Origin of the sequence: Mesorhizobium sp. M1399, assembly GCF_040317735.1 — a bacterium.
Classification (GTDB): Bacteria; Pseudomonadota; Alphaproteobacteria; order Rhizobiales; family Rhizobiaceae; genus Mesorhizobium.
In genome coordinates, this window is sequence record NZ_JAMYKZ010000030.1 from 1 (window position 1) to 20,456 (window position 20,456).

Annotated in this window: 12 protein-coding genes and 8 pseudogenes; 8 read left to right on the forward strand and 12 right to left on the reverse strand. The window is 61.2% G+C overall.

Translation table 11 applies throughout. From position 1 onward, the window contains the following. The first annotated feature begins 81 nt into the window (after positions 1-81). On the forward strand, positions 82-984 hold the full coding sequence (locus tag NKH05_RS30775; RefSeq protein WP_353017792.1) for a LysR family transcriptional regulator: 903 nt from the start codon (positions 82-84) through the stop codon (positions 982-984). 709 nt (positions 985-1,693) lie between these two features. Here NKH05_RS30775 and NKH05_RS30780 read toward each other — a convergent pair. Then, entirely contained in the window at positions 1,694-2,470 is a 777-nt protein-coding gene (locus NKH05_RS30780; RefSeq protein ID WP_353017794.1) for a sulfite exporter TauE/SafE family protein, read from the reverse strand. Between the two features lie 306 nt (positions 2,471-2,776). Here NKH05_RS30780 and NKH05_RS30785 point away from each other — a divergent pair. Both NKH05_RS30785 and NKH05_RS30790 read left to right on the forward strand, forming a co-directional pair. After that, positions 2,777-3,813 (forward strand): annotated as a pseudogene (locus NKH05_RS30785) (IS110 family RNA-guided transposase). Positions 3,814-4,285: 472 nt separating this feature from the next. Beyond that, the gene (locus NKH05_RS30790; protein ID WP_353017796.1) at positions 4,286-5,146 is read left to right on the forward strand and encodes a methyltransferase domain-containing protein; all 861 of its coding nucleotides are present in this window, start codon (positions 4,286-4,288) and stop codon (positions 5,144-5,146) included. A gap of 255 nt (positions 5,147-5,401) precedes the next feature. Here NKH05_RS30790 and NKH05_RS30795 read toward each other — a convergent pair. Next, positions 5,402-5,723 (reverse strand): annotated as a pseudogene (locus NKH05_RS30795) (pyridoxal-phosphate dependent enzyme); the annotation flags it as partial. A gap of 297 nt (positions 5,724-6,020) precedes the next feature. On the opposite strand from NKH05_RS30795, the pseudogene NKH05_RS30800 reads away from it, so the two are divergent. The 3 genes and pseudogenes from NKH05_RS30800 (at position 6,021) to NKH05_RS30810 (ending at position 8,620) form a co-directional block, all read left to right on the forward strand. Further along, a pseudogene (locus NKH05_RS30800) lies at positions 6,021-6,873 on the forward strand (MetQ/NlpA family lipoprotein). Positions 6,874-7,053: 180 nt separating this feature from the next. Continuing rightward, positions 7,054-8,142 (forward strand): methionine ABC transporter ATP-binding protein, encoded by a 1,089-nt coding sequence (locus NKH05_RS30805; protein WP_502913289.1) that lies wholly within the window; start codon positions 7,054-7,056, stop codon positions 8,140-8,142. Next, positions 8,123-8,620 (forward strand): annotated as a pseudogene (locus NKH05_RS30810) (methionine ABC transporter permease). Before NKH05_RS30805 ends, NKH05_RS30810 begins: the two are co-directional and overlap by 20 nt. Positions 8,621-8,640: 20 nt before the next feature. Here the strand turns inward: NKH05_RS30810 and NKH05_RS30815 are convergent. After that, positions 8,641-9,963: pseudogene (locus NKH05_RS30815) on the reverse strand (LLM class flavin-dependent oxidoreductase). 706 nt (positions 9,964-10,669) lie between these two features. On the opposite strand from NKH05_RS30815, the gene NKH05_RS30820 reads away from it, so the two are divergent. Both NKH05_RS30820 and NKH05_RS30825 read left to right on the forward strand, forming a co-directional pair. After that, entirely contained in the window at positions 10,670-11,122 is a 453-nt protein-coding gene (locus tag NKH05_RS30820) for an RrF2 family transcriptional regulator (RefSeq protein ID WP_353017626.1), read from the forward strand. 30 nt (positions 11,123-11,152) lie between these two features. Further along, positions 11,153-12,492: pseudogene (locus tag NKH05_RS30825) on the forward strand (FAD/NAD(P)-binding protein). A 20-nt stretch (positions 12,493-12,512) separates the two neighbouring features. On the opposite strand, the gene NKH05_RS30830 reads toward NKH05_RS30825, so the two are convergent. The 9 genes and pseudogenes from NKH05_RS30830 to NKH05_RS30870 all read right to left on the reverse strand — a co-directional run. Further along, positions 12,513-13,472 carry an LLM class flavin-dependent oxidoreductase gene (locus NKH05_RS30830; RefSeq protein WP_353017609.1) on the reverse strand — a complete coding sequence of 320 codons (960 nt, stop codon included), beginning with the start codon at positions 13,470-13,472 and terminating at the stop codon, positions 12,513-12,515. Between the two features lie 83 nt (positions 13,473-13,555). Further along, complete coding sequence (locus NKH05_RS30835) at positions 13,556-13,711, reverse strand: hypothetical protein (protein WP_023803099.1); 156 nt, start codon at positions 13,709-13,711, stop codon at positions 13,556-13,558. Between the two features lie 114 nt (positions 13,712-13,825). Beyond that, on the reverse strand, positions 13,826-14,110 hold the full coding sequence (locus NKH05_RS30840; RefSeq protein ID WP_353017611.1) for a BRA0787 family protein: 285 nt from the start codon (positions 14,108-14,110) through the stop codon (positions 13,826-13,828). Positions 14,111-14,606: 496 nt separating this feature from the next. Continuing rightward, on the reverse strand, positions 14,607-14,963 hold the full coding sequence (locus NKH05_RS30845; RefSeq protein ID WP_156942719.1) for a hypothetical protein: 357 nt from the start codon (positions 14,961-14,963) through the stop codon (positions 14,607-14,609). Between the two features lie 972 nt (positions 14,964-15,935). Next, a pseudogene (locus NKH05_RS30850) lies at positions 15,936-16,414 on the reverse strand (2-oxoglutarate and iron-dependent oxygenase domain-containing protein); the annotation flags it as partial. A gap of 170 nt (positions 16,415-16,584) precedes the next feature. Continuing rightward, entirely contained in the window at positions 16,585-17,496 is a 912-nt protein-coding gene (locus NKH05_RS30855) for an amino acid ABC transporter permease (RefSeq protein ID WP_353017613.1), read from the reverse strand. A gap of 162 nt (positions 17,497-17,658) precedes the next feature. Continuing rightward, a complete protein-coding gene (locus tag NKH05_RS30860; protein WP_353017615.1) occupies positions 17,659-18,783 on the reverse strand; it encodes an amino acid ABC transporter permease in 1,125 nt (374 codons plus the stop codon). An 80-nt stretch (positions 18,784-18,863) separates the two neighbouring features. After that, positions 18,864-19,892, reverse strand: coding sequence for an amino acid ABC transporter substrate-binding protein (locus NKH05_RS30865; protein WP_353017628.1), 1,029 nt, complete (start codon positions 19,890-19,892; stop codon positions 18,864-18,866). A gap of 309 nt (positions 19,893-20,201) precedes the next feature. Next, positions 20,202-20,432: pseudogene (locus NKH05_RS30870) on the reverse strand (hypothetical protein); the annotation flags it as partial. Positions 20,433-20,456: the final 24 nt, after the last annotated feature.

The following is a 20,456-nucleotide window of genomic DNA, read 5'->3' on the forward strand; positions in this document are numbered from 1 at the left end:
GAGCCAAGAACGTTCCAACAATTCCGATCATACGGAAATTTTGTCCGTGTTATTGTACAATGAGCAACGACACGAGAGAGGATGCGTCGCTTTGTACAGCGTGAACGACATGATCCTTTTGCCGAGGTCGCGGAAACGGGCAGCTTTACCGGTGCCGGCGGGCGGATCGGGATGCCCAAATCTACCGTCAGCCAGCGCATCGCCCAGCTCGAGGCAAGGCTGGGACTGCGGCTCCTCAACCGTTCCACACGGCATGTAAGCCTCACCGGCAGCGGCCAGGTCTATCTCGAATACTGCCGCCGCGTTCGCGCAGAGGTCTCGGCCGCGAACATGGCAATGACCAATCTCAAGGAACAGCCTGTCGGGACGCTGAAGATCACCTGCCCGGAGGTAACAGCCACCTATTTCATGCCGACCTTTCTACACGGATTTACCACGCAGTTTCCCCGGATTGCGGTCGAACTAATCGCCACAAACCGGCATCTCGACGTCATCCGCGAGCGGGTTGATTTCGCTTTTCGCGTTGGCACGAGCACAGGTCAGGACCTGATCGTGCGGCGTGTCTCCTCGATCAAACGGGTTCTCGTCGCCGCCCCAGCCTATCTGGCGGCTGGCAGTCCTCTTCGGGAACCGACCCATCTTCTACATCGCCGCTGCCTGGTGCATGATGCGCAGCCCGAATGGGTGTTCTCGTCGGACGACACACCGATGGTCCTGCGGCCGCCGCCAGCCGCGACCTCGGATTCCATGGGGTTCCTGCTGCAATCCTGCATCGCGGGCGGCGGGGTCGCACTCCTTCCCGCTTATGTGTGCCAGCCGTCCGTCGCGGCCGGCCGCCTCCTGGAATTGCTCCCGGGCTGGGAAATTCCACCCTATGAAATGATGCTGATCTTTCCCAACCTGAAGAACCAGTCCAAGGCGCAGGCCGCATTCCGCGATTATGTGAATACCTTCGACTTTTCAGCGTTTGCCGTTGGGCGATAGCCGGAACTCCCCGAGTCCGACGGCCGCTTTGCTCCACAAAGCGGACTATCTGTCGCAAAATTCTCACTTAAATTCAGCATTTCTGCGACAGATTATTGCAACATCCTTTCGGTCGCCTGCCTTAAGCTCGACCGTTTCGAAATCGATGCGGCTGTTCAAATCGAGATCGAAGCGACCGTACGGGTAATCGGAGAACACGATGCCGCCTTAACATTGTCTCTTGACCTCAGCATCGTCATGTGAGCCGACATTCACCGGAACCGGGTCATGACGCCAATGCGGACCTTTGCCGGTCAGGTCAAGAGTGCGCTTCCGGTCCAGTCATGTCCACGGCGAGTGAAATGCCGCCCTTCTTTCCGGCGATATGGATCTGTGTGCGATAACCGTCGAACTTTAGCTCATGCAGCCATTCGACCTCCGGAACAATCGAAGCAGTATTGTGTTAGCCGCGCTGGCAACTCTGTTCCCCCGGATTCCCGCTGAACCGGCGGAGGACCCATCCCTCCTTTTGCAGCATGAAACTCCGCCGGTTTACTTTTCTTCAGAAAATTCAGTGGATGGTCGCCGCGGCGGCTAATACGGCCGCGATCCATATCGGCAGCGTCAGCGCGTTACGCGAGGCCCGCCTAGTCAGAAAATTTCTCGTAGCCGGTCATGGTGCATTGCCCAATCTGTGTTGCAGACATGCAGCGTCGAATACCGCTCAGCATCAAAACGCACCGATGATCTGCGCCGTCTGATAACCTGCCAGTGCGAAGATCAGCAGACCGACACTTCGCAGCAGCACGCGCTCGTTGAGCCGTTTCACCATCAGCCCGGCAAGCGGAGCCGCGAACAAACCGCCAACGATCAGCCCGAGAATGGACGCCAGGCTGGAGGTTGCGCCGCCAATGACATCCCACCGGCCGGTTAACAGCGCCAGCAGGAAGCTCAAGGAAACAGCAAGCGTTATCAGAAACTCGCTCGCATTGACCGTGCCGATCACGTAGCGCGGCGCCCCGCCGGCGCCGAGCAGTCCGGTGGTGACGATCGGCCCCCAGCCGCCGCCGCCCGCCGCGTCGAGAAAACCGCCGGCCGCGCCGAGCGGCGCTACAAAACGGCCAGGCACCGGGCGTGACGGGATTTTCCAAAACGACCGGATTACCAGCCAAACGCCGACCAGACCGAGATAGCCGGTGACGAACGGCTTGATCATGTCGCCATCGAACGAGGTCAGCACGTAAGCGCCGAGGCAGCCGCCGAGAATGCCGAATGGAGCTAGACGCCAAAACAGCCCCCAGTCGACATTGCGGTGGTAGAGATGCGAGGAACCGGAGGCGGCGGTGGTGAAGAGTTCCGCGGCATGAACGGCGGCTGAAGCATGCGCCGGCGAGACCCCAAAGGCCAGCAGCGTCGTTGACGAAATCACGCCGTAAGCCATGCCGAGCGCGCCGTCGACCGCCTGCGCGAGGTAACCGACGATGGCGAAGAGGAAAAAATCTGTCATGAATAGCTTTCCGGTCCCGACGGGCGCAAACTAATCGCCGGTCATGGCGCTACACCTACATTGCTGCCTGGCAGCGCTGCAAGGGCCGTGGCCGCTTGGTCTTCTTGGCGATCTGGGCCATCCGGCCACGGCTCTGCTTTGTCCACATCCACAGCTTGAATCATAACCCAGCCTCAGACGAAACCCGATTTTCAAAACAGATGGGGTGATTGGGGTCTCGGCCGAGCCAGATGATGGCGGCTGCTCCTGTCGAAATGTGAAAACGTGGTCGATGTGAGTCGCCACAAACATTTGAAAGGAGCAGCCATGAAGTACTTTGCCGGACTGGACGTGTCTTTGGAAGAGACCTCTATTTGCATTGTCGACGAGACTGGCCGGATCGTGAAGGAGGCGAGAGCGTTGAGCATCCGCAGGCGTTGTGTGAAGCGCTGAAGGGGACCGGCTTGCCGCTTGAGCGGATCGGCCTGGAAGCGTGCTCGCTGACGGCCTGACTTCACGATGGACTGCACGCCGAAGGCTTGCCGGCGACCTGCATCGAGACGCGGCAGGCCAACGCGGCGATGAAGACGATGCCCAACAAGACCGATCGCAATGACGCCCGCGCGCTGGCGCAGATCATGCGCACTGGTTGGTATCGGCAGGTGCACGTGAAGAGCCGGCAATGCCGGCTTTGGCGCTCGCTGCTGGTTGCCCGCCGCACGGTGCTGAACGAGATGCGTTCGATCGAGAACGTGGTACGGGCGATGCTGCGCGAGGCCGGCGTCAAACTGGGCTTGCCGTCGCGCAGTGCTTTTGCCAGCCGCGTGCGGGAACTGGCCGGCTCCGACGCCCAGATGATGGCGATGATGGAGCCGCTTCTTGCGATCCTCGCCGTCATGCTGGGAGAGTTCACCCGCCTGACGAAGCAGGTTCTCGATATCGTCCGCAATGAAGAAGTCTGCCGGCGGCTGATGAGCACGCCGGGCGTCGGGCCGATCACCGCGCTCGTCTTCCGCGCCACGATCGACCGGCCGGAGCGGTTCGGCTCCTCGCGGGCGGTGGGGGCGCATCTGGGGCTGACGCCGGCGCGCTACCAGTCCGGCGAGACCGACATCCAGGGCAAGATCAGCCGCTGCGGCGATGAACTCGCCCGCACCGCCCTCTACTAGGCCGCCCACACGCTGCTGGTGCGCACGAAGAAATGGTCCAGCCTCAGGGCCTGGGGCATGAACATCGCGAGGCGCGGCGGCATGGCGCGCGCCCGTGTGGCGGTAGCACGCAAGCTGGCGGTCATCCTGCATCGCATGTGGGCCGAGGCAACCGAATTCCGCTTTGGAAAGGAGCCTGCCGCGCTGGCGGCGTGAACCGAGACCAATCAAAGGAACACGCAACACGAACAAAGCTTTTGCCCGAAAGGGTGATGCCTGAATCGTTCCGTGGGGACGATGGGCGAGGCGATCTCGTTGAGAGTCCCGAACCTGCCGGTCAAAACTCGGCAAGGTCGTGAAACAGATTGAGGCGCCTCGCTCTCCTGACCCCATCATGTGGCGGCCAGAGCGCCGACCGCGAAGAGAAGCGAGTGACCTGCGGGACGGTCCAGAAAAAGTGCAGGAGTAGCTTGACCTAAACGACCCCAATCAGAGAGGCCTCTTAGAAAGCTTGCTCACTACGATCCAGATGGTACTTTCGGCCGGTGAAGGCGAGTCGCCCCGTACCAGACCAATCGCCGCGGGCTTTTGATCACTCGGTTTCGGATACTCCGCAAACGCTTCTATTAATATCCTTGGGTGCCCGAGAGGCACCGTCAACCATGATACATGATAAAGGGAGGCCGCTATGGCGATGGCAGTAAGGGATTCCGACTCCTACATGATTAGAGGGGGTAAAGAGGGCCGGGCGCGCCTTGCTGTCATTTCGCGCGTACTGGCGGCTTCAACGCAATCGGTGCTTAATCGCTTCGAGCCACTTTCGGATTCCACCGTGATCGACGCCGGCTGCGCGGGCGGAGACGTATGCTTCGAGTTGGCGCAGCGGGTCGGGGCTAATGGCCGCGTCGTCGGCATTGACTTCGACGAAAGCAAGCTTGTGCTGGCGCGCGAAGAAGCCGCCGCGCGCGCCATTGGCAATATAGAATTTCACAACGCGAACATACTCCATCCCTGGCCGGCGAACGAAGCCGCGCTGGTTCATGTCCGCTTCGTGCTCACGCATCTCGCCGATCCTGAACGACTCCTCGAACGGGCATGGGAGGCGCTTCTGCCAGGCGGCGCGATCGTTACTGAGGACATCGACTACGGCAGTCAGTTCTGCGATCCACCCTGCCCGGCTTTTGACCGCTATGCTGAGCTCTACGTCGAAGCCGCCCGTCAGCGCGGCGCCGATCCTTTCATCGGGCGCAGGCTTGTCCGCCTCCTTGAAGGCGTCGGGTTCACGGATGTCGACTCAGCACTGGCGCAGCCATACGGCCGACAAGGGGACGTCAAGCAGGTTCCGATGCTTACTTTCTCGGCAATCGCTAACGCACTGACGTCATCGGGTATTGCCACCAGCGACGAGGTCGGTCGTGTCACAGCCGAGCTCGACGCCTTTGCTGCGCGGCCGGATACCACAATTTCTTGCCCGCGCATCTTCCAGGCTTGGGCCCGAAAGCCTGTGGGCGCTCAGTTCCGACCGTCCAAGAGCGCGGCCATAAGCTGAGGGACCATAGCTGACAGATTTTCTGCAATGAGCCCCAGCCCGAGCGGCGAGCAGCCTCCGCATGCACTGGACGGCCGCGCGACCGCCTCAGAATGCTGGTTCTTCTTGGCCAGAGAGCCGGCTAAACGGCCTCGAACGAACTTTGGGCGCATCGCCGGCACGGCAGGACGGCGAAATCGCAATCTGTCGAGCGTCAGCCGTTGCGGAAGGTGTAGCTGTACCCGTTGATGGCCGGCCCGCCGCCGAGATGCGCGTAGAGTCCTCATGTGGTACCCAGCTCTCCTGAACCAGGAGACATTTCATGCCGATCTTGGCGGCGACCGCGGCGACCATCCGCGTGTGGTTGGACTGCACCTCGCCGATGGAGACAAGCGTGTCGGCATTTGACGCGATCGCGTCGGGGATGATGTATTCGAGCTTGCGTAGCTTGTTTCCGCCAAAACGCGAGACCGGAGTTGCAGTCTTCGCGCTTGGCGTAGAGTTCCACCTTTCCCCCCAGATAGTTGCCGAGGCGGTCGAGCTTCTCGATGGGCGTAGGCCCAAAGGTGAGCGGATAGCGTTCGAACTTTTCCAGCATGTTCTCTCCGGCAAACGTGATTGAGTTGGAATCGGCTATGCACAAGCCATTCCAAGGATTGTGTTTGGTTGAAGTCAGCTGCGCTGCGCTCTCTTCTCAAGGGCCTTCTCGCAATTGCGAAGACGAGGTCTATTCTGCCACTCGCAGCGGAATTTTTGAGACGATATTCCCGGCTTCGCACTGTTACGGCAACCTCGTACTTTGCTGAGACGGCAGCTATCCTGGAGGATGCTGGTGAGGTTGCGCACCGTGCGGTGCCATCCCTTCGCCTCAACTGGCTGATTTCAAGGAAACATCATGACTGAGTTTACAAAACCGCCGCATCGTCTTCTTGCCAAGGCGATTACGAGGCGCGCCGGCCTTGCCGCATTCATCGCTTCGGCAATCGCGCTCGTTGGCATCGCTGCGCCGGCGCCGGCGTTCGCGCAGGAAAAGAAGGCGATCAAGGTCGGAATCATCAGCGGCGGAGACGAGGATGTCTGGCGGGTGGTCACACAGAGGTCGACAAGCGCGGCCTGACCATCGAGACCGTCGTCTTCAACGACTACACCCAGCCCAACGAGGCGCTGGAGCGCGGCGAGATCGACGCCAATGCATTCCAGCACGAGCCTTATCTCGATAACCAGATCAAGACGCAAGGCTATCACATCGTGCCGGTCAGCTACACCGGCGTATGGCCGATCGGGCTCTACTCCAAGAAATACGCGAAGGTTGCCGACTTGACGGAAGGCGCCGTGATAGGCGTGCCAAACGACCCGTCGAACGAGGGCCGTGCGCTGCGTTTTCTGCAAAACGAAGGGCTTATCAAGCTGAAGGACGGTACCGGTATTCTGGCGACGACCGCCGACATCGCCGAGAATCCGAAGAACATAGAATCAAGGAGTTGGACGCTGGCATCGTCGGCCGTTCCATCGATGACCTCGACGCTGCGGTGGTGAACACCGACTGGGCACTGAAGAGCGGCCTGACACCGGAAAACCGCATGGCCCAGGAGCCGATCGCCGACAATCCCTATCGCAACTTCATCGCGGTAAAGGCCGGCACCGAGAACGAGCCGTGGGTGAAGACGCTGGTTGAGTCTTATCAGAACGATACGGTGAAGGTCGAATTCGAACGAGTCTACAAGGGTACTGGACTCAGCGCCTACTGACCTGCGGCCCGCCACTCCGGTTGGCTATGTGAAAAGAGGCAGGCGGGCCCCCCCCAACCCCCCGGGCCCCCCCCCCGGGGGGGGGTTTTCTTACAACGCCGCCGGCGCCCCGCGGCGGCCCGGGCGCCCGCCGCGCTGTAGGTCCTGCAATACGCCGCCTGGACGCCGAAGGAATCCATTTTGAACCAGCATTTCTCTGCAGACGCGCAACAAACTCCCCACGTCAACCCGGGTATGCCCGAAGACGTTTTGCGCTTGATAGACCTGAAGCGCCGATTCGGCACGACTTCCGCTCTGGACGGGGTCTCGCTCACCGTTCGCAAGGGCGAGATCCTCGGCATCATCGGCCGCAGTGGCGCCGGCAAATCGACGTTGATCCGCTGCCTTAATGGTCTGGAGCGTCCGGATTCGGGGCAGATCTTTATCGAGGGACGCGACATTGCCCGGCTCGGCGAGCGCGAACTACAGCCGCTGCGCCGGCGCATCGGCATGATCTTTCAGCATTTCAACCTGCTTTCAGCCAAGACCGTCGAGGACAACGTTGCGCTGCCGCTCAAGATCGAGGGACGCCCGAAGGCGGAACGCCTAGCACGGGCAACCGAGCTTCTCGATCTGGTTGGACTTTCCGAGAAAGCAAAAGCCTATCCGTCCTCGCTCTCAGGCGGGCAGAAGCAGCGCGTCGGCATCGCCAGGGCTCTGGCGGCCCGCCCCGCGCTGCTGCTTTCCGACGAGGCGACCTCCGCGCTCGACCCGGAGACCACCCGCTCCATCCTTGCACTGCTCAAGGACATCAACCGGCGGCTCGGGCTCACCATCCTGTTGATCACCCATGAGATGGAGGTGATCCGCTCCATCGTAGACCGGGTGGCGGTGATCGATGCCGGCCGCATCGTCGAGGAAGGTCCTGTCTGGTCGGTCTTCGCCGATCCCCAGTCGCCCATCACACAAAGCCTTCTCTGCGGCATCCGCCCGCAATTGCCCGACGAGATCGCGGCCAGGCTCTCGCCCTCGGCCGGCAAGGAAGCGATCCTCAGGATCGATGTCGCGGGAGAAGCGGCGAGCGGCCCTCTCCTTTCCGATCTTACCGCCACCATCCCGGGCTCGTTCCGCCTCATCCATGGCGGCATCGACCATATCCAGAGGCAGCCGGTGGGTAGTCTGTTCCTCGGCATCCCCAGCGGCGCAGACCATGTGGCGCGCGTGACCGATTTTCTGGCAGGCCACGGCGCCCGTGTGGAGGTGCTTGGCTATGTCGCCAGTAATGATTGAACTGCTTTTTCCGCTCGCTCTGGGAAACGGTGCTGATGACCGCCGCGTCGGGCTTCATCTCGCTGGCGGCCGGCCTGCCGCTCGGGCTGGCGCTCGTCGCCAGCCGCTGTCGATCGCGGCGACTCCGTACTACGCCCGCATCGCGGAAGTATCGCTGCGCGAAGTAGATCACGGGCTGATCGAGGCCGCACGCGCAATGGGCGGCAACCGCTGGACGATCATACGCGAGGTGCTGGTGCCCGAGGCGCTGCCCGGCATCGTCGCGGGCTTCACCGTGACGCTGGTGACGCTTGTGGGGGCTTCGGCCATGGCGGGCGCGATCGGCGCCGGCGGGCTGGGCGATCTCGCCATCCGCTACGGATACCAGCGCTTCGAGACCGCTGTCATGGTCGCGGTGGTGATCGTGCTGATCATTCTCGTCTGCGGCATCCAGTGGATAGGCGACAGGCTCGTCGCCCGGCTCGACCACCGAGTATGATCCGAACATGATTCTCTAATTTAACCTGACAGCTGCTCGGAAAACCGATTCTTGGGGCGTGCCAGACCGAGATTTTCGCGGAGCGTCGACCCCTCATATTCGCGTCGGAATAGTCCACGCCGTTGAAGTTCCGGCACTACCTTTCGTCAAGGCCGGCGGGAAGATAGGGAAACATGACGTTGAAGCCGTCGGAGCCGTCGCTGAAGAGCCATTCTTCCATCTGGTCAGCAATGGTCTGCGGCGTCGCCACGAAGGCAAGGCCAGAATAGCCGCCCAGCCGTTGCGCCAACTGCCTGACCGTTAGATTCTCGGCTCGTGCCAGCTCGGTGACACGCTCGCGACCGCTCTTGTTCGCGTTGGTCTCGGGGATATCGGGCAGCGGCTGGTCTGGATCGAAGCCAGAAGCATCATGACCAAGTGCGATGGACAGCGAAGCGATGCCGCTTTCGTAGTGAACTAGGCTATCCAGCTTCGCCCGCTTGGTGCGCGCCTCCTCGATGCTCTCGCCGACGATAACGAAGGCGCCGGGCAGGATCTTGATGTCGTCGCGTGATCTCCCGAGTTCTTCAGCGCGTCCCTTCACATCCGCGAAAAAGTGCTGCCCGGCTGCGATATTGGCCGCGAATATAACCCCTGCGGTCTCGGCGGCAAGCTGCCTCCCCGCCTCCGACGCACCCGCCTGGACGATCACCGGCCAGCCTTGAGGCGGCCGGGCGATCTTGAGCGGCCCGCGCACGGCGAGCTGCGGTCCCTTATGATCAAGGACATGCAATCTGGCCCTGTCAAAATAGAGGCCGCTTTTGCTGATCGCGAACAAATGCGTCGTCTGCGAAACTGTACCAGAGACCGGTCACCACATCGTAGAACTCACGGGCGCGGCGATAGCGTTCGCCATGTTCGACGTGATCCTCCAGCCGGAAATTCAGTGCAGCATCCGGGTTGGACGTCGTCACGATGTTCCAGCCGGCCCGTTCGTCGCTGATGTGGTCCAGCGACGCAAAGCGCCGGGCGACGTGGTAGGGCGCATCAAAAGTCGCGGAGGCGGTAGCTACCAGCCCGATGTGGTCGGTGACCGCCGCTAACGCCGACAGCAACGTGACTGGCTCGAGCGAGGTGACGGTAAGGCTCCGCTTCAGAGCCTCGATGGGCATATTGAGCACGGCCAGATGGTCCGCCATGAAGAACGCATCGAACTTGGCGGCTTCGAGCGTCTGCGCGAAACGCTTCAGGTTAGCGAAATTGAAGTTCGCATCGGGGAAGGCGCCGGGGTAACGCCAGGCACCCGTATGGAGACTGACGGGGCGCATGAACGCGCCGAGCCGCAATTGCCGTTTCTGTGTCATGGACATGAGATCCTGGACAAATGCTCAGGCGATAGGGGATGCAGGAAGACGCTCTCCATCCGCCAATGTTCGTTGGTGTAGCGGGGGTCGTGTGCCAACTCGTCCTAGCCATGATTGCGGGCGGAATTCGCCGAGCAGTCTTATAGACTTTTGAACGGAGGCCTAATCATGCCGGATCGCAGACCTCATCTGGTGGCCATAGCCGGAACCGTGCATCCACCGTCGAAGTCGCGCGCGTTGGGAGAACCGGTTCGGAGGCGACCTTGCACCGGATCGACCTTCGGGTCAGCATTTTCGATCTCATCGATGCCGGCTCCGGCCTTGGCGTGGCATTCTCACGCGGCGAACTGTCGAATGAGGCGCTTTCCATCATCGAGGTCGTCGAGGTCGATGCGAATTGCGAGCGATCACGAATTTGCGGACGGCTTACCGACCGACGTCGTGAAGGAGCGCATAGACCTGGCCGGCGCACAATTGGTGGCATTGTTGTTGCAGCGTCGCCCTGTCCCGTCGAATGTGCGGGAGTCCAATATCCGAGCTGCGACGGCGGGCTGAAAACAACGAGAAATCAACGTTTATCGGGTTGTATATCATGTCACTAGACTTATGTGTGATGCACGGCCGGGCGCGGTGGGGACGAACCGAGGAGCCAGGCGATCTCAACAAGCGGCACTCCGCTGCCGCACGCCAGGACGACGTTCGTCAAATGCTCACCCGGAAAGGCAAGTACGGCCTCAAGGCGCTCGTGCATCTCGCACATCTGCCGACCGGACAACTCGCATTCGTCAACGACATCGCGACCAGCAACAACATTTCGAAGAAGTTTCTCGACGCCATTCTCGGCGAGCTTCGCAATGCCGGCTTCGTCGAGAGCCGGAAGGGAAAGGAAGGCGGATATCGCCTGGCGCGTCCAGCTACGGATATCAAGGTCGGCCATGTCGTGCGTGTTCTCGACGGACCTCTGGCGCCGATCCCGTGTGCGAGCCGGACGCGCTACGCGCGATGCGAAGATTGCGATGAGGCGAGATGCCAAGTTCGTCATATGATGCTGGAAGTGCGGCACGCCATCGCAGAGGTTCTGGACAACCGCAGTCTCGCCGAAATGCGGGGCTCCGCGAACGACGACGATCTAGCAGCAACCCTGAAATATCAGGCCTGATTCCTGGGCGCCCCGCTATAGGAGGCGCTCATGACGGAGCGCAGCCGCAACTCCATCATCATCGTCGACGGAGGCGCAAGCGGCGTCATCCTGGCCGGACATCTTCTGCGTTCTCCGGATCCGAATCTACGGGTCACGCTCGTCGAAAAGCGCGCGGCATTCGGTCTTGGCATTGCCTACTCAACGTCGCTGCCGGATCACCTGCTCAACGTAAACGCGATGGGCATGAGCGCGCTTGCGGACGACCCGGAGCATTCTGGCGTTGGCTGCGGGGCAAAGGGCTGGCGAAGGAGGAAGCCTCCCCAGTCTATGCGCCGCGCAGTGTCTACGGCCTCTACCTCCAGGAGCTTCTCATGGAAATCGCCGAGCGTGAACGGGACCGACTCCGTCTCGTTGAGGAAGAAGGCGTCTCGGTCTCGCCCACTCCCGCCGGCGTGGAGCTACGGCTGGCCAATGGAACGAGCATCGTCGGGCATGTCGCGGTACTCGCGGCCGGGCATGACGAAGAGCCTGCATCGGAGCAGGGTTTTGCAGTTCGCATCGGTTCGGCCGAAGACACACAAATCGATCTGGATTCCCGCGTGCTCATCCTCGGCACCGGGCTGAGCATGGTCGACGCCTGGCTTACTTTGGAGCATCGCGGCCATCGCGGCGAAATCGTCGCCGTGTCCCGGCGCGGACTGTTGCCTTCGCCGCACCGGAAGGGCAGCCCGATTCGGCTGGACAGCGCGGACATCCTGCTTGGCACCGAGCTTTCCTACTTTGTCGGCTGGTTCCGCGACCTCGTCCGCGCAACCGAGAAGGCCGGCGGCAACTGGCGCGATGTCGTCGAGGGACTAAGGCCCTTCAATCAGCGCATCTGGCAAAGTTGGCCGGTGAGCGCAAAGCGCCGCTTTCTCAAGCACACCAAGGCGTGGTGGGACATCCACCGCCATCGGATGACGCCGGAGATCCATGCAAGAATAAGCGAGGCGGTGCGGTCGGGCCGGCTCAGGCTCATTGCCGGCCGGGTTCTGGGTTCCCATCGGGAAGGTCGAACACTGACGGTCAATCTGCAGCTTCGGCAGTCGCAGGCTGTTGAAAACCTGGAAGTCGGCGTCGCCTACGACTGCACCGGCATCGTCAAGGACGTCTCGACCGGATCGATCGCAGTCGTCAGCTCGCTGACCAACCGTGGGCTCGCGCGCCCGGATCCGCTTCGGCTCAGCCTCGACGTGACCCCGGACTGCGCGGTGATCGATGCGGACGGCACGCCCTCCGACAAGCTGTTCGCCGTCGGTCCGCTCACCCGCGGCACGTTCTTCGAAATCGACGCCATCCCCGACATCCGGGTCCAGTGCGCGAGATTGGCGGAGCAACTGGCTGGATAGCCGCCTTTGAGGGAGCACGCTCAAGCGCGGAACCGCCTGCCCATCGTCGATGCCCCCGACAGCCCCGGCGCGGGCGATATGGCGCGCCGTTCCTCGCGAGCGAGGGAATTGCGCAGCAACGGCGCTACTGCCTGGCCGAATCTCCGTATCTTCTCCGGATCATATGGACCGGTCACCATGAATTCCGAGACGCCGGCTTCGGCATAAGCGATCAGGGAAAGCGCCGACCGCGCGGGAAGACCGGGCGCATGAACCGCGTCCGCACGGCTGACCGGCCAGTCGCGCGCGAAGCTCACGGGCATTGCGAAACGGATCTTCCCGGACCTTCCGTACTGAGCCGCTGCGGCGTGCACGCGCGCAATCAGCACCCGTACCTCCTCCGGCGCGCCGGGCGCCAGTTCGAATATGTCGGCATGCCGGCCGGCGACCTTCAGGGAGGTTCCGGAAAGCCCGCTCATCCGGATCGGTGTTCCGAAGCCGCGCGGTCCCTTGTTCGGAACGAACCCGCCACGGACGCTGTAGAACGGACCCTCATGGTCGAACGGCTGGTCGTTCGACCACAGTCTCTTCAACAGCGTCAGATATTCGTCCGTCCGCTGCCAGGTCGCGAGATGGTTCGCGTGCGAATCTGTAGCGACGTCGTTTTCGGCAATGCCGTCGGCCAGAATCCTTAGAGCCAGACGGCCTCCGCTTGCCACACCGAGCGACGCCAACTGGCGTGCCGCCACCGCCGGGACGACGACCCCTGCCCAATGCGTAAGAACAATCTGAAGCGACGACGTCACCGCCGTCGCCTTGGCCGCCAGATTGAAGTTGGTCAAAAGTCCGGCGGAGTCATTGATCACGACGCTTTGAAAGCTCGCTTCCTCGACTTGTGCGAGGGCTGCCGATGCGTGCGGATCAAAAAAGAACGGCGCCGCGCCTGCCGCCGAAAGCTCGTTCGAATCGGTGCCGGGGACGAAAGTGAACTTGATGGACATCGCATTTCCTCCTTCGTTCAGGGGTTCCGCCACGGTCGGCGAAAAGATCAAATCCTGCCCCTCCGTGGTTATAGGGAAGCCGTTCAGGGAATGAGCCCGAGCACGATCGCGGACGCGAAGCCGAATGAGAGTGCAAAAGCCGCGTATGCGGCCACCTTGGTCGAGGCGCCCGCGGGCGCCGTCACGCCGCCTGGTCGTCTTGCCGTCCTGCGAGTGTTCTCGGTATGGATGTAAGCCATATCATCCTCCAATATCGGCATTAGTCTATAAAATCAGTAGACTTCGGCGATTGCGAATTTCGCCTGGGATGTGGGAAATGGTTCTCCGGAAGCGGCGCTCAGCGGAAACTTCCTCTACGCCGGCTGGTCCCGGAGACGCTCGACACACATTGCACGGAGGACGACCGCGGTTTCGGCGAAGGTGCTTTGACCGCCGTTGTTGATCTCCGATGCTCGGCCGATGATGTCGGCCACGGTGGCGCGCAAGCGCTCTGGCACAATGTCGAAGCATGTCCGCATGCGCCCGAAAATCGAACTGATCGGAACGTTCTTCTCCTCGAACATCACGGTAGGCTCATCCGCCTGGTGCAGATAGATGGAGGCATGGCCCTCGTGGAGGGCAGGAAGCACACGTGTCATGACCAGTCTCCTCATCAGGTCAAAACACGATATCGGACTGCCATCGTCGGCAATTCCGAACAGCGAAAGTCGGTAACGCATGTCGTCGCAATTGGTTGTCGCCGACGTACGGGAGCCGGGAACGACCTACCAATGGCCGTGCATACACCAGCCCCAATAAAAGCTTTCGTCATGCTCGGGCAGGCGGTCACGCTCCGCCCTGGAGAGGCTTTCGCCTGTCCAGGCTTAGGGCCGGTTTGTTGTCCTTCGGCACGGGAGCGCCCGGATCGATGTCCAGATATGGCTCAGAAATGTCTGTTTCATCGTCACCTCCTGGTCATGCGAGCACGAGTGGGTGGTAGGCGGTCAGGCATTTAGAAGGCCAGTATGACTCAACCCGGCATAATGTCAATAATGTCTACGGTTTTTATATACATTAACGCCGCCGGGGCCGGCTGAAGCTCACCAGGCCGTTACAACGGAACCCTTGAAAGTCTGCTCGACGAACGTCGTCACCTCAGGGGAGTCCCTGGGAACGCAGGCCATCGTAAATCTCGTGGGCGGCGGCCTTGGCGTAGCGCTCGTTCCCAAAATCCAGTGTGATACGGATCGATGCGGCGTGACGTTTCGCGAGTGGACTAGGCCCGCCACGCCGATCAGCTACGAACTTGCCATGGCATATGATGCGCCTTCCCCCTTGAGAGATGCTTTCGTGTCCACAGCGCGGACAAAGGTCGAAGAACTCTAGCTTCGTGCCGGGCAAGCCAATTTCGCGAAGCCCGAGAACAGGCGCTTTTTTGGCGCGCGGCAGTTCGCTGCTTCCTCGCTCAAGCGTCATGATCGGCCGGGAATATCGCCAGTAATCCGAGATCAATCGATGCGCACCAATTGCTTGCCTATGTTTTGGCCGCGAAGGAGGCCGATCAAGGCCAAGGGTGCTTGCTCCAGCCCCGTCGCAATCGTTTCCCTGTAAATTCACCACTCCCGAGCGCACCCAGCCCTCGAGATCGGCGATTGCGTGAGGCCAGAGCGAGGCATGATCGGAAACTATGAAGCCTGAAGAAGCGTTCGATTGGCGATGGCCGTGTAGAGATTCGTTATGCCATAGGGACAATCATTGTTGTAGTCGGTAATCATTCCGCAGAGTGCTATCCTGGAGAAGGGATTTCCCAGTTTCAGCACCGCGTTTAGCACCACGCCGCCTACTGTGTCGAAGTAAACATCAATCCCAATCGGGACGGCTGCGCAAGCTTCTCCGGGAAATCGGCAGCGCGGTGGTCCACGCATTCCTCGAATCCGAGATCGACAACAACAACATGCCGACACTTTTGCTCTCCACCGGCAATGCATCGACCGCGTAGAATTCGCGCTGCGGGATGAACTTTGTGCGTTGCAATATCTGACGCAATTGCTATCATGAGGCGGTCGGCTATCCACTCCTCCCGGATGCGATGCCGACGTTGAACGCGGTGCACCTCCTCCCGCGCCGTTTTCGAAATCAAGCCCGCTGCCACCTCCTCCCGGCAGCGGGCTTTTTCTTTCAGGATCCAGCATTTTCGCCGCCATGATCTGTCCGATGAACTCGAAAGAGCGCCGAGCGGGCAGCTCCGCTTGGACGAAGGGGGCGCGGAGTGCGCAACCGCGACGATGGTCTCGAGCGCACCTCGTGGGAGACCGTCGGTCTTAAAGGCGCGTACCGACCGATGATCGAGCAAACGTGTTGAGCGTCTCGTTCCACAACATCCAGCGTTCGGAACTGCCTCCCGATATCGGCTATAAAGCGCCCGATGCACATCCCGCACGAAGCGCTCGTCGGCAAGTGGAGCATGAGCAATGCGATTCATGCGCGCTCGAGCGACAGCGCGAATGCCTTCAACAGCCGGATGGCAACGTCGGTTGCTTTAGCCCGCCAGGCAAGCACGGTCGTGCGCAGGCTTGGCTGGCGTGTCGGCCAGAGGTTCGGCCCTTGCAGACGCGTCCAGGCGGGCGTGCCGGGCCGCTGGGGAACAGCTTCACGCTCGACGCCGAAAGCTGCTCGCGCCAGTCGGCAAGTCCCTGCGTGCGTTCCCCACCGACCCTTGTATAGCCGCGGAATTGCGGCGAGTTGACCATCTCGATCGCACGCTTTTCCGATTCAGGAAGCGCGAAAAAGCATTTCGCCTCGGCAAACAGCGTGTGTATGTCAGCGTGGGAGATGCCATGGCCGCCAAGATAGAAGAATCCGATGTCGCGCGCGGCTGATCGCAGATCCGCAAGGAAGGCCATGCGTGCAGAACCACCCTCTTCAAAGCGGTTGAGATCGAGAATTGGCAAGATCCTTGGCATTATACACTTCGTAGTCTCTGAGACCCGCGCGCCACGTATTCCTCATCGTCGTGCGATAGTGCCATGGTCGCCGTTTGCGACAGAGAAACACACGAGCGCAGGCGGAAGGAGAAGGAGACAGTTGCTGTCCAACTCGGCGCGAGAGGGGAATGGTTTTCCTTCCCGCGCCTTTACTTTCTCTCCAATGCGTTGAGACGACGTTCGAGCCACTGGCTGTAGCGCGAACCGCCAAAGCCGAAGACGAAGTAGACCATGGCCGCCACCAGATAGGCTTCGTCATAAAAACCGAGCCAGTTTGGATCGGTCGCGGACGCCTTCGCAGCATTGAGCAGGTCGAAGATGCCGATGACCGCTAGCAAGGAGGTGGCCAGCAGGAAACCAATGGCCAGGTTGACGAGGCCAGGGATAACGACACGAAGCGCCTGCGGCAGCACGACCAACTGCATGGCGCGCCAATAGCCTAATCCGAGCGCTGAGGCCGCTTCCTCCTGTCCGGGCGGGATTGCCTGGAGGCCGCCGCGTACCACCTCGGCCGTATAGGCCGTCCAGAACAGAGCCACCATGATCATCGCCCGCAGGGTCTTGTCCATCGATTGGCCCTCCGGCAGCGCCATCGGCAAGATCAACATGGCGATATAAAGGATGGCGACCATGGGCGTGCCGCGCAGCAATTCGATGTAAATGACCGAAAGCAGGCGCAGTCCGGTCATATCCGAGCGCCGTGCGAGCGCCAGGAGGACCGCCAGCGGCAGGGACGTCGCAAAGCAAACGGTCCAGACTAGCAGCGTGACGGGTAGGCCGCCCCACTGGTTCGATGAAACCGGCGCTCCACCAAGCGCTCCCGCCATCAGCAGCCAGCACAGTACGATGACCGCCGGCCATGCAAACAGCAGTTCGCGCCGCCAGAAACGCGGGATCGCGGTTGCGCCGAGGAGTGCGAACAGCAGCAAGATAACCAGAGCTGGCCGCCAATGCAGTTCGATAAAAGGCGAATAGGAAGAAGCGGAATTTTGCGGCCACGAAAGCCCAGCACGCTCCATCGCGCGCCGCACAATCGGCGGAAGTGCCGCTCCAAGTGGCATCAAGAATCGTCCAGCGCAGCAGCAGCGGCACGATCCACACGAGCAGAGAAACGGTCAGGACCGTGACGATGGCATTGAACGGCGTCCCGAACAGGCCAGTCCTGAGCCGATCCCATATGGGGGCGCGCGCGATGACGAGAGGGGCGCCGACTTCGGCCACAGTCATGCCGGCCGCCCTCCCCTGAGCGCTACGCGCCTGTTGTAGACGTTCATCAGCGCCGACACAGAGAGATTGAGGATGAGGTAGATGACGATGAGGATCAGCAGGGCCTCGAATGCCTGGCCCGTGGTGTTGGCGGTCGTGTTGACGATGCTGACGAGGTCCGGATAGCCTATTGCTACCGCGAGGCTCGAATCCTTGACCAGATCGAGATAGTTGGAGGTCGTCAGCGGCGTAATCACCCGCAGCGCCTGGGGCAGGACGATGAACCGCATAATCTGCCCGTCGTGCAGACCCATGGCGCGGGCCGCCTCCCATTGTCCGCGTTTGACCGACTGGATGCCGGCCCGTACGATCTCGGCGATGGAAGCGGAGAATTTCACCACCAGTCCCGTCAGCAGCGCAGCGAATTCGGGCGTGAGGCTGTAGCCGCCGCGGATGTTGAAGCCAGAGAGCGCCGGGACTTCGAGCGAGACGCTGGCTCCGGTGAGTGGGATGCCGAGAGCGACGCCGGCGACCGCGAGAACGCCGGCGAGCAGCCCGGACTGGAGCGTCAGCTTTCCCTGCCGGCGGGCTGTCCATAGGAACGTCGCCCATGCGACGAAGACGAGGCCGGCCACAAGCAGGGTGGGGAAGGACAGACCCTGAAAGATCGGGCAAGGGACGAAGACGCCGCGATTGGTCAAATAGAAGGCGTCCAGCAGCGGGAGCGCCCTGCGTGGTGCGGGAAGCGCCTGAGCGAGCGATATCCAGAAGAAGAGCTGGAGCAGCAAGGGCGTATTGCGCACGATCTCGACATACCAGCGCACAATGCCGGACAGCAGCAGATTGCCAGACAGCCGGGCGATGCCGAGCCCCACGCCAACGGCGAGGATACAGCCCAGAACGGCGACCTTCACCGTGTTGAGAATGCCCACCAGGATGGCGCGCGCATAGATGTCGCCGGCGCGGAAGGCGATCAGACTTTCGCCGATCTCGAAATTCGCGGAGCGCTGGAGAAAGCCGAAGCCGGGAGTTACGCCGATACGGCTCATCGTCACCGACGTGTTGTGGCCTAACACGTAAAACAGCGCGACCACAGCGATGATGACCACGACCTGAGTAAAGGGGCGCGGGCCCCACCACATGCTTATTCTGCGGACAGTGCCGGGACCTTTCGGACCCGGCAAAACGATGGACGTCATGGTCTTGAAACCGGTAGAAGAGCTTAGCGGAAGGGCGGCGAATAGAGCAGTCCGCCGTTGGTCCAGAGGCTGTTGTAGCCACGTTCCCATCCCAGCGGCTTCAGGTGCTTGTCGAACAGCTCGCCATAGTTGCCGACCGTCTTGATGATGTTGTAGGCGAACTTCGGATCAAGGCCGATCGCCTGGCCTAGCGATGGATCGACACCGAGGAAGCGCTGGATCGCCGGATCTTCCGACTTCAGGAACTCGTCGACATTGGCGCTGGTGATACCCCATTCCTCGGCCTGGATTGTGGCGTTCACCGTCCAGTTAACGATCTCCAGCCATTGGTCGTCGCCGCCAGCGATCGCGGGAGCCAGCGGCTCCTTGGAAAGGCGCTCTGGCAGGACGATATAGTCGTGCGGCTTCTTGAGCTGGGTCAGCTTGCCCACGAGGTCGGACGAATCTTGCGTGATCGCGTCGACGCGGCCTGATTCCAGCGCATTGAGGAACTCGCCGGTGTCCTCAATCGTCACGGGCGTGAACTTCTTGCCGGTCTTGCGGAAGAAGTCGGCAATGTTGAGCTCGCCCGTCGTGCCGCTCTGGACGCCGATGGTCGCGCCGTCGAGTTCGGCTGCGGTCGTCACGCCGATATCCTTGCGCACCAGGATGCCCGCATAGAAAATGGTTGGCCCGAAATGGAAGCCGAGCTGAAAGGCGCGGGTCACGGTGACGGTGACACCGGACAGCAGCACGTCGAACTCGCCGGCCTGCAACGCCGGCAGACGCTGCTGCGGCGACGAATTCGTGAACTCGACCTTTTCCGCGTCACCGAAAACGGCGATCGCCAGCGCCCGGCCGTAGTCGATGAAGAAGCCCTGCCACTTGCCGTTGCTGTCCGGCGCGAAGAAGCCCGGCGTGGTACCGACGCCGACCTTGATGGTGCCGCGTTCCTTGATCTTGTCGAGCGTCGGACCTGCGAACGTCGCAGTCGAGAAGACGCCGGCGGCAAGGACGAGCGATGTAGCCAGCACCGTCCTCCAACGGGCGCCGGATCGAATTTTGGAAGTCATATTGATTGCTCCTGAGATTGTCGTTGCAGTCGACCCTGAGGCCGGTCGTCCCCCGCCTTGATCGACTACCTCGAACATAACTCTATAAATTTTATGAGGAATCTTCGTCCATTTTTGCGATGCAATACGAAGCAAATTGCTCATGGATTGTGCAGACTGCCCACGCATTACTGGTCCTGGCCAATCTGCCCGACGAATGGACGTGGTCTCGCGCTCGATCCAGTCGTCCGGCAGCGCTTCAATTGTTCTGGCGACTTTGTCCTGGAGACGCCAAAGCATCTCGTCGCGGATTCCACGCTCGGCGAGACGAACGGAAGTGCGGTAGAGATAGTGAGCACAGCTTCCGCCATGCCCAGCAGCTGTCGCTATCATCGATGCAACCAGGTCGAGATCGAGATCGCCAGCATAGTCCGTGGAGTCACGGTTCGCTGAATGCCGAGGCAGATATCTGGCCGCCCGGTGTAAAGATCTTGATCCAGCGTGGTACATTGGCACATGGATCGTCGCTGATTTCCCTCTCCAGAAGCGCCCGCAGATCATCCTCCAGCCTGAGCGGGTTGATCC

Bases quoted from the DNA above. Each gene is read 5' to 3' on its own strand.
- NKH05_RS30865 (WP_353017628.1), bottom strand. From the start codon at position 19,892: ATGACTTCCAAAATTCGATCCGGCGCCCGTTGGAGGACGGTGCTGGCT.
- NKH05_RS30830 (WP_353017609.1), bottom strand. From the start codon at position 13,472: ATGTCCATCAAGTTCACTTTCGTCCCCGGCACCGATTCGAACGAGCTT.
- NKH05_RS30780 (WP_353017794.1), bottom strand. From the start codon at position 2,470: ATGACAGATTTTTTCCTCTTCGCCATCGTCGGTTACCTCGCGCAGGCG.
- NKH05_RS30840 (WP_353017611.1), bottom strand. From the start codon at position 14,110: ATGACACGTGTGCTTCCTGCCCTCCACGAGGGCCATGCCTCCATCTAT.
- NKH05_RS30860 (WP_353017615.1), bottom strand. From the start codon at position 18,783: ATGTGGTGGGGCCCGCGCCCCTTTACTCAGGTCGTGGTCATCATCGCT.
- NKH05_RS30820 (WP_353017626.1), top strand. From the start codon at position 10,670: ATGCTCACCCGGAAAGGCAAGTACGGCCTCAAGGCGCTCGTGCATCTC.
- NKH05_RS30790 (WP_353017796.1), top strand. From the start codon at position 4,286: ATGGCGATGGCAGTAAGGGATTCCGACTCCTACATGATTAGAGGGGGT.
- NKH05_RS30855 (WP_353017613.1), bottom strand. From the start codon at position 17,496: ATGCCACTTGGAGCGGCACTTCCGCCGATTGTGCGGCGCGCGATGGAG.
- NKH05_RS30775 (WP_353017792.1), top strand. From the start codon at position 82: ATGCGTCGCTTTGTACAGCGTGAACGACATGATCCTTTTGCCGAGGTC.
- NKH05_RS30835 (WP_023803099.1), bottom strand. From the start codon at position 13,711: ATGGCTTACATCCATACCGAGAACACTCGCAGGACGGCAAGACGACCA.